Below are 13,351 nucleotides of genomic sequence, written 5' to 3' on the forward strand. Positions count from 1 at the left end.
CACGAATGAAGTGCAATTCGTGCGTCTTCCGCCATATCCAGCGTGGGTGTACCTGTCGGCCGATACTCTTGAGAGGAACGACGACATGACATCATACCCAAGGGATGCGCTTGCGGCAGGCATGGCTCGACCCGCCTCGGTCCGCCGGACGCTTGCCAGTCTTTCCCTTTCCATGCTGCTGGCGTCGCTAGGAACCAGCATTGCCAATGTCGGCCTGCCCACGCTGGCTGAGGCCTTCTCCGCCTCGTTTCAGGAGGTGCAGTGGGTCGTCCTCGCCTATCTCGTGACCATCACCACGCTGATCATCAGCGTCGGAAGGCTTGGCGACATCGTCGGCCTCCAGAGGCTGCTGCTGGCCGGTATCGCCTTGTTCACGGTGGCATCGGCCCTGTGCGGCGGTGCTCCGCATCTCTTCTTGCTTGTTGCGGCAAGAGCCCTGCAGGGCTTGGGCGCTGCCGTCATGATGGCGCTTGCCTTGGCTATGGTCGGCGAGGCCGTGCCGAAGGAAAGAACCGGCAGCGCTATGGGTCTGCTCGGCACCATGTCGGCGATCGGAACGGCGCTCGGCCCCTCGCTGGGCGGCGCGCTGATTGCCGGCTTCGGCTGGCGGGCGATCTTTCTGGTGACCGTGCCGATCGGTCTGCTCACACTATTTCTCGCCTACCGCGGCCTGCCGACGGATCGTCCAGCCTCCGGGTCCGGTCGACCCCGCTTCGACTCCATAGGAACGCTGGTCCTGGCCTTGACGCTTGGTGCCTATGCGCTCGCCATGACGATCGGGCGCAGTACGTTCGGCGTCACCAACCTATTCCTCTTGCTGGCGGCGCTCTGCGGCACCTGCCTTTTCCTGTTCGTGGAGGCCCGGGCGGTATCGCCCCTGGTCCAACTCTCGATGCTTCGAGAGCCGCGCCTGCGTTCGGGGCTTTTCGCGAGCATGCTCGTCGCGACGGTCATGATGACGACGTTGGTGGTCGGCCCCTTCTACCTGTCGCGCGGCCTGGGGCTTGATGCGGCACTTGTCGGCATGCTGATGTCGGCCGGACCGGTCGTCTCGGCGCTGGCCGGTGTCCCGGCGGGGCGGCTCGTGGATCGCTGCGGCGCGACGCGCATTATGATCTCCGGTCTCGCCGCCATGGCGACCGGCTGCGTCGGGCTCTCCGTCGGCCCGGGGTCCTTCGGCGTCGCCGGCTATGTCGTGCCGCTCGTCATCCTCACCGCGGGCTATGCGCTGTTCCAAGCGGCCAACAATACCGGCGTGATGCAAGACGCGCGTTCCAATGAGCGGGGCGTTGTCTCTGGCCTGCTGAACCTCTCGCGCAATCTCGGGCTCGTCAGCGGCGCGTCGGTAATGGGAGCGGTCTTCGCCTTCGCGGCGGCGAGCGAGGCTGCGACGGCCACCGCTACCGCTGCCGGCATGCGCGCCACTTTCGCCGTCGCCACGGTGCTGGTTGTCGTTGCGATCGCCACCGCAGCGGCAAGTCGCGCTCCTGCCGTAAGGCCCTGAGAGGCGCCGGGAGCCGGGGGCCGGTAGTTGCCGCAATCGGAGGCACCCCCCTCTGCCCTGCCGGGCATCTCCCCCACAAGGGGTAGATCGGCTGGAGACGCCGCTCTGCCCCACGCCAGCGCGCCTATGCCAAATCAAGGCACCTTTAAGCCCATGCATTGGATCATGGTGGGCGGGACATTCCCACTTGCCGATCTCCATCCTTCGTGGGGGAGATGCCCGGCAGGGCAAAGGGGGGTAGCACCCGTTCTCCAGATTTCGCCGTTCAATCCGCTTAGCCCCGCAAGGTGCATGCCAGGTTGTGGATGTGGCGTGCGCCGATGCCGCAGCAGCCGCCGACGATGGATGCGCCGGCTTCGACCCAGTCGCAGGCGAAGCGCGAATAGAGGTCGGCGGTGAGGTCGGCGCGGGTGTCATGAAGCGTCTCGTTGGCAGCACCCTCGGTTTCTTCCGCTTCGAAGGCGTTGGCATAGACACCGATCCCGATGTCCACCTGTCTTTCCCGGAACGTCGCAGCCGCAGCAGCGACGGCACGCGCCATGACTTCCGGGCGGCTGCAATTGAACAGAAGCGCCTCGGCACCGGAGCCGGCCGCCCAGGCGGCAGCCGCGGCCACGGTTTCACCGGACCGGAGCTTCGGAGCATCTCCCTCCAGGGCCTCTGCTTCGTCAGCCAGAGTGAACGAGATCCAGAACGGCTTGCCGGTCGCCGCCACCGCGGCGCGGACCGCATCGCCTTCCGCGACCAGGCTCAGCGTCTCGCCGAGCCAGACATCGACATAAGGCGCCAATCCTTCGACGAGGACCTTCAGATAGTCCTGCACGCGCGACGGGTCGAAGCGCTCCGGCTCATAGGAGCCGAAAATCGGCGGCAACGAGCCGGCGACCAGGACCTTCCGCTCGGTCCTGCCATCGGCGGCCTCTCGCGCAAGCTTTCCGGCCAGTTCGATCAGCGAGCGTCCCTCGGAGCGGAAGCGCTCCTCGCCGATGTGGAACGGCACGAGCGCGTAGCTGTTGGTGGTGATCACGTCGGCGCCGGCGTCGATGAATTCCCTATGGACTTGCCCGACGATCTCGGGAGTTTCCATCAGCGCCAGCGCGGACCATTCCGGTTGCCTGAGTTCGGCGCCGAGGCGGATCAGCTCGCGGCTCATGCCGCCGTCGAGAATACGTAGTTGGCTCATTGATGATGGACTCCAATTTGCGGTTTCAGCGCCGGATCACCGCCGACGGGGAAAGTGCCGTCAGCTTGTCCCTGACGCCCGGGAATTCGGATGGGGTTCTTGTGGCGGCCTTCATCGGAGCGCTTGATCCAGGTCCGCGATGATGTCCTCGACGAACTCCAGACCGACCGAAAGCCGGAAGACGCCATCGCCGGCGAAGGCGCGGTAGTCGTCGAGTTGGGCCCCTTGCAGCCCATAGGTGGATTTCATCATTTCGTTGGTGTCGAGAAGCACGACGATGCTGCGCTGGTGGCCGAGCGAAAAGGCGTAATGCACCACGCGCAGCCGGTCGGCGAGTTGCTTTGCCATTCCGCGCGGGTCGTGCGTCTGGAATGTGAGGATGCCGCCGAAGGCATTCATCTGGCGTCTTGCCAGCGCGTGCTGGGGATGCGTCTCCAGTCCCGGATAGGTTACCGATCCGACGCCCGGATGATCGGAAAGGAACCGGGCAATCCGCATTGCGGATTCGGATATCGCCTTGAGCCGCGGAAAAAGCGTGTCGATGCCGCGCATGATGAGCCAGGCATTCTGGGCCGAGAGCGAGGCTCCGAGATAGACGCCGGCGCGCGAGCGGATTTTCTCGATGAGGTCCTTGCGTCCGCAAACCACCCCGCCCAGCGCATCGCCGTGGCCATTGATGAACTTGGTCAGGGAGTGGATGACGAGGTCGACGCCAAGGGCGAGCGGCCGGGTCGCGACGGGGGTTGCGAGGGTGGAGTCGACCGAAACAAGTGCCCCGTGCTGACGGGCGAGCGCCGCCACCGCGGAAAGATCGGTCAGTCGCAGGATCGGGTTGCAGGGGCTTTCGCAGTGGACGAGCCGCGTATTGGGCCGGAACGCCGCGGCGACCTCGTCGAGGCGCGACATGTTCACGGCCGTCACCTCGATGCCGTAGTCAGGCAGGATCCGCCGCGCCAGCTCGTTGGCTCCCGCGTAGCAGACATCGCTGACGACCAGGTGATCGCCCTTCTTGAGGCAGGTCAGGAAGGTGGCGGCGATCGCGGCGAGGCCGGTCGCGGTCGCCAGCGCGTCGTCGGCGCCTTCGAGCGCCGCCATCCGCTGCTCGAGCTGCCGCACCGTCGGATTGGTCCAGCGCGCATAGAGGAAGGGCAGCGCCGTCAGATCCTCGACGCCGTCGGCCGAAAAGGCGCCGTCGCCGGGAACCAGCAGATTGTTGACCGACATCGAGATATTGGGGGCGATCGCCTTTGTCGCCGGATCGATCTCCAGGCCGGCGTCGAGCGCCAGGGTTTCCCGATCAAGGGCCGGGCCGGCGGCTTGCGGCCGGGCCATCGCCTGGTTGCGGCCATCCGCCATGGCCATAAGGCTCGACAGGTTCGAGGGCATGGAAGACCTTTCCGAGATGCGTTTCGACACCGACTCTAGTGCCCCCTCGATGTTTTTGGCCGCTCAGCGGCTGCCGATCCGCCGAGAAAAGGCGCTATAGGGGTCCGGCGCGCCGCCAAATCCATCAGGCGTGGCTAGCGCCGCACCGGAACCTGCGCTTCGACGATCCTGAAGGCGCGGGTGATGATCAGCGTCAGACAGACATAGAAGACGGTCACGACCATCAATGGCTCGTAGACCAGCAGCGTGTCCTGCCTCACCTTGTAGGCCACGGCGTAGAGGTCCATCACGGTCACGGTGAAGGCGAGAGGGGTGGCCTTCAGTTGCAGCACCACCTCGCCGGCAATCGTCGGCAAGGCGATACGGATGGCGCGCGGCAGCCAGATTCGCCTGAGCAGCGTCCAGGACGACATGCCGAAGGACCGGCCGGCCTCGAGCTCACCTTTTGGAACGGCAAGAAGCGCACCGCGCAACACCTCGGCCTCGTAGGCCGCATAGTTGAGGGTGAAGCTGACGGCTGCGAAGAAGAAGCCTTCGCGCAGGATCGGCCAGAGGAAGCTTGCGCGCAGCCCCGGGATCATCGGCAGCAGCGAGCCGACGCCGTAGTAGAGCAGCCAGAGCTGGATCAGGAGCGGCGTTCCGCGCAGGCAGGTGCAGTAGCCGCGCGCCAGCAGCTTCAACCAGCGCGGACCGGTCACCTGCGCCAGGGCAAGGCCGATCGCCAGGATGAAGCCGAAGCCGACCGAGATAACCAGCAGGAGCACGGTCTGGACCGCGCCTGCGGCAATGAGCGGCCAATAGGAAAAGATCCACGAGAAATCCAAGGGCCGCCTCCTATGCGGTTTTCGGCTGACCGCGCCGGAAGCGCCTCTCGAGCGCCGCGAAGAGGACGTTGGAGATGAGCGTTATGGCGAGGTAGAGGGCGGCGGAGGCGAGGAAGAACAGGAAATAATGCTTGGTGTTGCCGGCGGCGATCCGGGTCGCGAGCGCCAGTTCCTGGTAGCCGACGACGGCGATCAGCGCGCTGTCCTTGGTGACGCACATCCAGAGATTGGCAAGGCCCGGCAGCGCGTTCGGCATCAATGCCGGCAGCACGATGCGGCGGAAGCGGAGCCGCGGCCGCATGCCGAAGGCGGCCGCCGCTTCGATCTGCCCGACCGGAACAGCGAGGATCGCGCCGCGGAACACCTCGGTCATATAGGCACCCTGAACGATGCCGAGCACCGCGACGGCGGCGACGAAGCCGTTGATCTCGACCGACGGGAGGCCGAGGGCCGCCAGCAGGCGGTTCAGCCCGTCGGTCCCCGCATAATAGAGGCCGATGATCAGGATCAGTTCCGGAATGGCGCGAACGGCCGTCGTATAGAGATCGAGGACGAAGCGAACCGGGCGATTGCCCTTCAGCTTGCCGATCGCGCCGACGAGGCCGATGGCGATGCCGACGAGATAGGCGCCGAGCGAAATCAACACGGTCGAAAGCGCCCCGGCAAGCAGCACGCCTCCCCAGCCCGGCGGGTAGGGGGAGAGCAGTTCCAGGAGCGATTGGCTGGACGACATCCGGGGCCTACCTGATCGAGTTCATAGGCAAAGGGCGATCGGCACATGACCCTTCACGTGCCGATCGCTCCTCCGGTCATTCGCCATAGGGATCGAAGTCGAAGTACTTCTTGGAGATCTCGGCATATTTGCCGCTGGCCCTGACGGCGGCGATCGCCGCATTGAGCTTGTCGCGCAGTGCCGTGTCGTCCTTGCGCAGTCCGCCGCCGATGCCCGTTCCGAGGATCGCCGGGTCGTCCTTGACGTTCCCCTTGTCTTCGCAGCAATCCTTGCCGAAGTCCGACTTCAGGAACTCCGCCAGCGGAATGGCGTCGCCGAAGACGTAGTCGATCCGGCCGGCGGCGAGGTCCTGGAAGGCCTCGTCGAGCGTCGCATAGGTCTGTTCCGATGCCTTGTCGGCGAAATACTTCTTGTAATATTCGGACTGGATCGTCGAGACCTGGATGCCGATCGTCTTGTCGGCGACATCCTCGGGTGCCGCTCCGGCCTTGCCGTCCTTGGCGCCGATCAGCTTGCTCGGCGTGTTGTAGTATCTGTCGGTGAAGTCGATCGTCTTCTTGCGCTCGTCGGTGATCGACATGGACGACCAGATGACGTCGAACTTCTTCGCCTCGAGACCGGGGATCAGGCCGTCCCAGGACATGTCGACGATGGAGCACGTCTCCTTCATCTCCGCGCAGACCGCATCCATGAGTTCGATTTCCCAGCCGATCCACTTGCCGGACGGGTCCTTCGTGAAGAAGGGCGGGTAGGCCTCGTTCATGACGCCGAAGCGCACTTCCGCATTGGCGGCACCTGCAAGCGAGAAGGCCACGCCGGCCATCAGGATGGACATCAACTTCATTCGACTACCCCTTCTGTTTTCGTCGGAATGGAAACGGATCAATGGCTGAGACTGCCGGTGAACGCGCGGCAGCGGGCGCTGAGCGGCGCACCGAAGACCTGGGCGGGCGGGCCTTCTTCCTCGACGCGCCCCTGATCGAGGAACATCACGTGAGTGGAGACGTCGCGGGCGAATTTCATCTCGTGCGTGACGATGAGCATTGTGCGCCCTTCTTCCGCCAGCTCGCGGATGACCTTCAGCACCTCTCCGACAAGCTCGGGATCGAGCGCGGAGGTAGGCTCGTCGAACAGCATCACGGCCGGGTCCACGCAGAGCGCGCGGGCGATGGAGGCGCGCTGCTGCTGCCCCCCCGACAGGAATGCCGGATAGGCGTGCCGTTTGTCGTAAAGGCCGACCTTGGAAAGCAGGGCCTCGGCCCTTTCGACCGCCTCCTTGCGGTTCATGCGAAGGACATGAAGGGGTGCCTCGATGACGTTTTCGAGCACGGTCATATGGGCCCACAGGTTGAAGCTCTGGAACACCATGGCGAGGCCGGTCCGGATGCGTTCGATCTGCCGCCAATTGGCCGGAAGGGCGCGCCCCTCACGGCCGGGCTTCATCAGGACCTCTTCGCCGTTGAAGACGAAACGGCCGCGGTCGGGAACCTCGAGAAAGTTGATGCAGCGGAGGAAGGTGCTCTTTCCGGAACCGGAGGATCCGATCAGCGAAATGACGTCGCCTTTTTGCGCCGATACCGAGACGCCCTTGAGCACGTGGTGGTGTCCATAGCTCTTATGAACGTCTTCCACCAGCAAGGCGGCGGCGTTTCGCATCATTCCTGTCGTTCCTGGCGGTTTTCTAGTTATTTGGTCGGAGATATTATTGTCTTGCCGCGCCGCTTTTCCGCACAATTTCATGAGAGATGCGGATTTTCCGCGCAGAGCGTCCAAGTTTGCGGGCTCGCCGCTTCTGCTGCGTTTGATTTTGGCATAGGGAAACAGTGCGGGCGCTCATGCAGGAAGGCTGTTCTAGAGCGGGAGAAGCGTGCTCATCACGAAGGCGGGCGACGCGCCCCGCCAATGAGATATAAGCTTCGGCAAATCTGCAAACGAGGAGACGATGACGGAGCCACTGGACCAATTCGATCGGAAGATCCTCGAAATCGTGCAGCGCGACTGCCAGCTCAAGGCGGAGGCGATCGGAGACGTCATCGGCCTTTCGGCCTCCGCCGTTCAACGCCGCCTCAAACGGATGCGCGAGGACGGGATCATTTCCGCCGAGATCGCCGTCGTCGACCGCAAGATCGCGGGAAATCCGATGACCTTCATCGCCGGTATGGAGATCGAGCGAGAGAACTACGACGCTCTGGCGAGATTCCGCACCTGGGTGGACAAGCAGGATCACATCCAGCAGGTCTATTACGTGACCGGATCGGTGGACCTCGTGGCAATCATCACCGCCCAGGATGTCACCCAATACGACGAGATCACCGCGCAGATCATGTCGCAGAATCCTCAGATCAAGCGCATCCACACGAATGTGGTGCTGAAGGATGTGAAGCTCGGGATGTTTGTGCCGGTGACTGCCGATTAGCGCGGCGTCCGATCGGATTGGAACGGTGAAATTCGGGAGCAGGGGTGTGATACCCCCCTCTGCCCTGCCGGGCATCTCCCCCACAAGGGTGGAGATCGGCAAGTGGGAATGTCCCGCCCATCAAATTCCCAATTCGTGGACTTTGCGGGTGCGTTGATTTCGGCATACGCACGCTGGCGTGGGGCAGATCGGCGCACCCAGCCAATCTCCCTCCTTGTGGGGGAGATGCCCGGCAGGCAGAGGGGGTGCCCTCGATCGCAGCAATGATTGAACCGGAAAGCCGCGGTTGCCAGGATGATCTACTTTACGAGTGACACGCATTTTGGCGAGCCGCGGGTGCTCAGCATCGATCGTCGGCCCTTCTCCAGTCTGGCCGAGCACGATGCAGCGCTGATTGCAAACTGGAACGAAACGGTCTCTCCGGGTGACGACATCTGGCACCTTGGCGATTTCGCGTCAAAGAGAATGGGATTTGCGGAGGATTTGCTCTCCCGGCTGAACGGCAACAAGCACCTGATCGTCGGCAACAACGATCCGCTCGCTACGCTCGAAGCGAGCGGCTGGCAGAGCATACAGCATTATGCGGAACTGACCGTTGACGGGCATCTGCTCATCCTCTGCCACTATCCGTTCCGAACCTGGAATCAGATGGGAAAGCGGTCGATCAATCTGCACGGCCATTCCCATGGCCGACTGAAGTCGATGCTGCGACAGTTCGATGTGGGCGTCGATGCCAGAAATCTGCGACCGGTCAGCCTCGCCGACATTCTTCGGAGCCGCACCTGAAGCCGTGGTCCGCGTGCCTCGACGGGAACGACTCGTCCTCTGGATTGTTTTCGCACGAGATCTGCGGCCGTGGCGAGGTGCTCATGCAGGAAGATCTGTTCGGAAATCCAGGCGGCATTCTGCCGGTGGGATTTCGCTACAAGCCGGATGTCGTTCCGCGGAGGGTTCAGGCGGATCTGCTCGAGGCTATACCGCAGCTTCCGCTCAAGGCTTTCGACTTTCATGGTTTCGAGGGCAAGAGGCGGGTGATCTCCTTCGGCTGGAAATACGATTTCAGCACGGAATCGCTTCGGAAAATCGACTCTATCCCGCCGATGCTCCTGCCGGTGCGCCGGTTGGCCGCGGATTTCGCCGGATTGCCGGCGGACGAACTGGAACAGGCGCTGGTCACGGAATACGACGTCGGGGCGCCGATCGGATGGCACAGGGACAAAGGAGTCTTCGGCAACGTCGTCGGGGTCTCGCTCCGGTCCGCCTGCACGTTCAGACTGCGCCGAAGAATTGGCGGAAAGTGGGAGCGCGCTTCGATCCTACTCGAGCCCGGCTCCGCATATCTGCTTTCCGGTCCATCGCGGACCGAATGGGAGCATTCCATTCCGCCGGTCGACCAGCTGCGATACTCAATTACTTTCCGGCAGCTGCGTACATAAGCGGGCGGGTGTTGAGCAGGTCCTTCCGAGCCGTATCATCGCGTCCGGGTATTCGTTCAGAGGAGCACGCCGTCGGCCACATCAAGCGGCGAGGGTGATCGACCCGCATCGATCAGTTTTTTAGCCGTCATATAGGCGCGCATCGTTGATCGCGTCGACGGCGAGCAGCTTCCCGCCGGCGAAACTACCTGAACTCGCCTCGCCTGCCAGACCACAGCGCGCCACACCTAGCCGTTCGTCTACAGTCGTAACATAGCGATAATTTCGAAAAGAGCGGACCGCCCGACGGATCCATCGGGATTCGGCCTTGCCCATCGACATCGAAGCGAAGCCGCTGAAGGCGCAGGGGCTCGACATCGAACTCATCAACTGGCGCGGCATCTTCGCTCCTCCGCGCGTCGAAGGGGCGGACCTCGACGCGCTGAAGGCCGCCGTCGACAACACGGTCAAGTCGCAGCAGTGGAAGGACATCGTCAAGGCGCGCGGCTGGACGGACTACTACGCCCCGTCCGACGAGTTCAAGGGCTTCATCGCCTCCGAAACCGAACGCGTCCGCACGATCCTGACGTCGATCGGCCTTGCAAATTGACAACTGCTGAGGAGGGGAGGCGAAAAGCCTCCCCCGACTGCGCGATGAGGATTTCATGACCGAGAGAAGCTTGAAGCTGGCAAACCGCCCGGCTGTGGTCGCTGCCATGGTGCTGTTTACAGTGGCCGCGGTGACCTATTGGGATGCGAGCCAGATGACTGCCCGCGCCACCTACGGCATGGGCGCCAATGCCGCCTCCTATTTCATCTGTCTCTTCCTGGCCGTGCTGGGCGTCGGGCATCTGTTTACCGCCTTCCAGACCTCGGCCGTTGACGCAGAAGACGCCGACTGGAAAGCAATTGGCTGGATCGCGCTCGCCTTGTCGGGGCTAATCGGCTCGATCTGGCTCGGTGCCGGCTTCATCCTCGGATCCGCCTTGCTGTTCGCCTTCACCGCACGCGCCTTCGGCCGCAAGTCGCTGGGCGTCGACCTGGTAATCGGCGTCGCCATGGGCCTCATCATCTTCCTTCTGTTCAACAAGCTCCTGAGCCTCGCTTTGCCGCAAGGTCCGTTCGAGCGGCTGTTCTAGGGGCGCGGCAATGGACGCAATCAATCTGCTTTTCGAAGGTTTCGCGCTGGCGATCCAGCCGGCCAACCTGATTTTCGCGGCGATCGGCGTATTGATCGGCACGGCCGTCGGCGTTCTTCCGGGCATCGGCCCGGCGCTGACTGTCGCGCTTCTGCTGCCGGTGACCTTCAAGCTCGATCCGGGCGGCTCGATCATCATGTTCGCCGGCATCTACTATGGCGGCATGTATGGCGGCTCCACCACCGCCATCCTGTTGAACACGCCGGGCGAAAGTGCCGCCGTCGTCACCGCGCTCGAGGGCAACAAGATGGCCCGCTCCGGGCGGGGCGGTCCGGCGCTGGCGACGGCGGCGATCGGTTCCTTCGTGGCTGCTTTGGTCGCCACCGTTGCCTTGGCCTTCCTGGCGCCGGCGCTCGTGAAGGTCGCGGTCAAATTCGCCCCCTGGGATTATTTCGGCCTTATGCTGATCGCCTTCGTCACGGTCTCGGCGACGTTCGGGTCATCGCCGCTCCGCGGCCTGACGAGTCTCGCCTTCGGCCTGTGGCTCGGCCTGATGGGGCTCGACCAGCTGACAGGACAGGCTCGCCTGACCTTCGGCGTGCCGCAACTGCTCGACGGCGTGGAGGTGACGACACTCGCGGTCGGCCTGTTTGCGATCGGCGAAGCGCTGCATGTCGCTTCGCGCCACCTCTACAAGCCGGAGAAGCCCATTCCCGTCAAAGGCTCGATCTGGATGAGCAAGGAAGACTGGGCGCGTTCCTGGAAAGCCTGGCTGCGCGGCACGGCGGTCGGCTTTCCGGTCGGCGCCCTTCCGGCCGGCGGCGCGGAAATTCCGACCTTCCTCAGCTACACGATGGAGAAGAAGCTCAGCCGCAAGCCTGAGGAATTCGGCTCCGGCGCGATCGAGGGCGTGGCCGGCCCGGAGGCGGCGAACAACGCCTCGGCCGCCGGAACGCTGGTTCCGCTGTTGACCCTGGGGCTCCCGACCTCGGCAACCGCCGCCGTCATGCTCGCGGGCTTCCAGCAGTACAATATCCAGCCCGGCCCACTCCTCTTCACCCAGCATGCCGATCTCGTCTGGGGGCTTGTCGCGAGCCTGTTCATCGCCAATGCGATGCTGCTCGTGCTCAACCTGCCGCTCGTCGGTCTGTGGGTGAAGCTGCTGCGCATCCCGCTGCCCTGGCTCTATGGCGGCATCCTGGTCTTCGCCTCCATGGGAACGATCGCCGCCAATCCGTCCGTCGTCGAACTGCTGCTGCTCAGTGCCTTCGGCGTGGTCGGCTTCCTGATGCGGCGCTACGACTACCCGGTGGCTCCGGCCGTGGTCGGGCTGATCCTCGGCCCCTTGGCCGACAATGCGCTGAGGCGCTCGCTGCAGATGAGCCTCGGCGACCCGATGATCTTCCTGCAGCATCCGAGCTCCGCCATCATGATCGCGATCGCCACCATTGCCCTCATCGCACCCTTCGCGTTCAAGGGACTGTCGCGCTTCCAGCATGACGAGGATTGAGGCCTTGGAGAGAAAATCGCCTTTTGCAATCGCGATGCCGGATGCATAAATCGACGTTGAGCTCGCGCGTTACCGGGCCAAAACCACACGGCGAACCATGGCAAGACAAAGCGTATCCCCGCAGATCACCGCAAACATCCTCGAATTCGTGAGGACGAACCAGATGCGCGCCGGCGAGCATCTGCCCTGTCAAATGCTCGCCGATGCGTTTCGCGTTTCCCGCGCACCGGTCAATGCCGCGTTGAAGAAGCTCGAGATGATGGGAATCGTGCGCGCCGAGCCCAATCGCGGCTATTTCCTGGCCGTGGACGCGGCAAACGTCGAGGCGGCGAAACCCGCAGGCGAGCCCCAGCGCGAGGAGGAGGATCCGCTCTACTTCCGCATCGCCGAGGACCGCCTTGCCGGCAAGCTCGAGGAGCGTGTCAGCGAAAACGAGTTGATGCGGCTTTATGACGTCGCTCGCAGCCGCCTGTTGAAGACCCTGCATCGGATCGCCGAAGAGGGCTGGATCGAGCGCCTGCCGGGCAATGGCTGGGCCTTCCGCGAAACGCTGACATCGCGCCAGAGCTACGAGGAGGGTTACGTCTTCCGCGCGGTGATCGAGCAGCAGGCGATGCTCTTGCCGACCTTCCGGCCGAACGAGGACGAGTTCAGGAAAGCCCGCGCCGTGCAGACCGCTTTGGTGGAGGGGGGGTACGAGACCTGGTCGCGCGCCGAAATCTTCAAGGCGAACAACAACTTTCACGAGATGCTCGTTGCCTGCTCGCAGAACGACTTCTTCCTCGATGCCATCAAGCGCATCAACCGGCTGCGTCGCCTGATCGAGTACCACATCACGATCGACCGCAGCCGCCTTCCTCGGCAGACGAGCGAACACCTCCACATACTCGATCTCGTCGAGGCCGGACGCAGGACCGAAGCGGCGGCCTTTCTCTACACGCACATCATGGGTGCGAGCAGGATCAAGACGCCGCAGGTCTAAAAAGCGGTCCTTCAGCGCCGCGCGCCTTCCAGTTGCGGAAAGGTCGTTGTAGCGTTGAAACTGCCGCATGTTTTACTCAAATCGGCTGCGATTTAAGGAACCATGCAGAAGGGCTTAGATTTTCCTCGAAGGCTTCTCTGGCCGCTTCCTGCTGGGGGCCTTCTACTTGCCAATATCCAGTGACGCGCAGCCGGCGCCCGGCGTGAGCCAATTGATTAAATGTGGCCTTGTGCTGACTAGCCCAAGCCAAAGAACGCCA

General features: G+C 63.5%; 14 protein-coding genes. 8 read left to right on the forward strand and 6 right to left on the reverse strand.

Translation table 11 applies throughout. From position 1 onward, the window contains the following. Positions 1-85 precede the first annotated feature (85 nt). Complete coding sequence (locus AU381_RS22710) at positions 86-1,504, forward strand: MFS transporter (RefSeq protein WP_064243968.1); 1,419 nt, start codon at positions 86-88, stop codon at positions 1,502-1,504. Positions 1,505-1,778: 274 nt separating this feature from the next. Here AU381_RS22710 and AU381_RS22715 read toward each other — a convergent pair whose 3' ends face one another. The 6 genes from AU381_RS22715 to AU381_RS22740 all read right to left on the reverse strand — a co-directional run bounded on the left by AU381_RS22715 (position 1,779) and on the right by AU381_RS22740 (position 7,289). Then, the gene (locus AU381_RS22715; RefSeq protein WP_064243969.1) at positions 1,779-2,687 is read right to left on the reverse strand and encodes a homocysteine S-methyltransferase family protein; all 909 of its coding nucleotides are present in this window, start codon (positions 2,685-2,687) and stop codon (positions 1,779-1,781) included. 111 nt (positions 2,688-2,798) lie between these two features. Continuing rightward, positions 2,799-4,073, reverse strand: a complete 1,275-nt coding sequence (locus AU381_RS22720) for a trans-sulfuration enzyme family protein (RefSeq protein WP_082910288.1) — start codon at positions 4,071-4,073, stop codon at positions 2,799-2,801. 134 nt (positions 4,074-4,207) lie between these two features. Beyond that, positions 4,208-4,897 carry an ABC transporter permease gene (locus tag AU381_RS22725; protein ID WP_064243971.1) on the reverse strand — a complete coding sequence of 230 codons (690 nt, stop codon included), beginning with the start codon at positions 4,895-4,897 and terminating at the stop codon, positions 4,208-4,210. A gap of 10 nt (positions 4,898-4,907) precedes the next feature. Then, positions 4,908-5,630 carry an ABC transporter permease gene (locus AU381_RS22730; protein WP_064243972.1) on the reverse strand — a complete coding sequence of 241 codons (723 nt, stop codon included), beginning with the start codon at positions 5,628-5,630 and terminating at the stop codon, positions 4,908-4,910. Between the two features lie 76 nt (positions 5,631-5,706). Next, positions 5,707-6,474 carry a transporter substrate-binding domain-containing protein gene (locus AU381_RS22735; RefSeq protein WP_064243973.1) on the reverse strand — a complete coding sequence of 256 codons (768 nt, stop codon included), beginning with the start codon at positions 6,472-6,474 and terminating at the stop codon, positions 5,707-5,709. Positions 6,475-6,512: 38 nt separating this feature from the next. After that, entirely contained in the window at positions 6,513-7,289 is a 777-nt protein-coding gene (locus AU381_RS22740; RefSeq protein WP_064243974.1) for an ABC transporter ATP-binding protein, read from the reverse strand. A 283-nt stretch (positions 7,290-7,572) separates the two neighbouring features. Here AU381_RS22740 and AU381_RS22745 point away from each other — a divergent pair, with 283 nt between their 5' ends. The 7 genes from AU381_RS22745 (at position 7,573) to AU381_RS22775 (ending at position 13,092) form a co-directional block, all read left to right on the forward strand. Further along, positions 7,573-8,046 carry an Lrp/AsnC family transcriptional regulator gene (locus AU381_RS22745; RefSeq protein WP_064243975.1) on the forward strand — a complete coding sequence of 158 codons (474 nt, stop codon included), beginning with the start codon at positions 7,573-7,575 and terminating at the stop codon, positions 8,044-8,046. Positions 8,047-8,340: 294 nt separating this feature from the next. Next, positions 8,341-8,832 carry a metallophosphoesterase family protein gene (locus tag AU381_RS22750; RefSeq protein WP_064243976.1) on the forward strand — a complete coding sequence of 164 codons (492 nt, stop codon included), beginning with the start codon at positions 8,341-8,343 and terminating at the stop codon, positions 8,830-8,832. Between the two features lie 83 nt (positions 8,833-8,915). Continuing rightward, the gene (locus tag AU381_RS22755; protein WP_064244202.1) at positions 8,916-9,482 is read left to right on the forward strand and encodes an alpha-ketoglutarate-dependent dioxygenase AlkB; all 567 of its coding nucleotides are present in this window, start codon (positions 8,916-8,918) and stop codon (positions 9,480-9,482) included. A gap of 307 nt (positions 9,483-9,789) precedes the next feature. Next, on the forward strand, positions 9,790-10,071 hold the full coding sequence (locus AU381_RS22760) for a tripartite tricarboxylate transporter substrate-binding protein (protein ID WP_064243977.1): 282 nt from the start codon (positions 9,790-9,792) through the stop codon (positions 10,069-10,071). Positions 10,072-10,126: 55 nt separating this feature from the next. Then, complete coding sequence (locus AU381_RS22765; RefSeq protein ID WP_064243978.1) at positions 10,127-10,600, forward strand: tripartite tricarboxylate transporter TctB family protein; 474 nt, start codon at positions 10,127-10,129, stop codon at positions 10,598-10,600. A 10-nt stretch (positions 10,601-10,610) separates the two neighbouring features. Continuing rightward, entirely contained in the window at positions 10,611-12,110 is a 1,500-nt protein-coding gene (locus AU381_RS22770) for a tripartite tricarboxylate transporter permease (RefSeq protein ID WP_064243979.1), read from the forward strand. A 97-nt stretch (positions 12,111-12,207) separates the two neighbouring features. Continuing rightward, positions 12,208-13,092, forward strand: coding sequence for a GntR family transcriptional regulator (locus AU381_RS22775; protein WP_064243980.1), 885 nt, complete (start codon positions 12,208-12,210; stop codon positions 13,090-13,092). Positions 13,093-13,351 lie beyond the last annotated feature (259 nt).

It is taken from the genome of Sinorhizobium glycinis (assembly GCF_001651865.1).
In the GTDB taxonomy this organism is placed as follows: domain Bacteria; phylum Pseudomonadota; class Alphaproteobacteria; order Rhizobiales; family Rhizobiaceae; genus Sinorhizobium; species Sinorhizobium glycinis.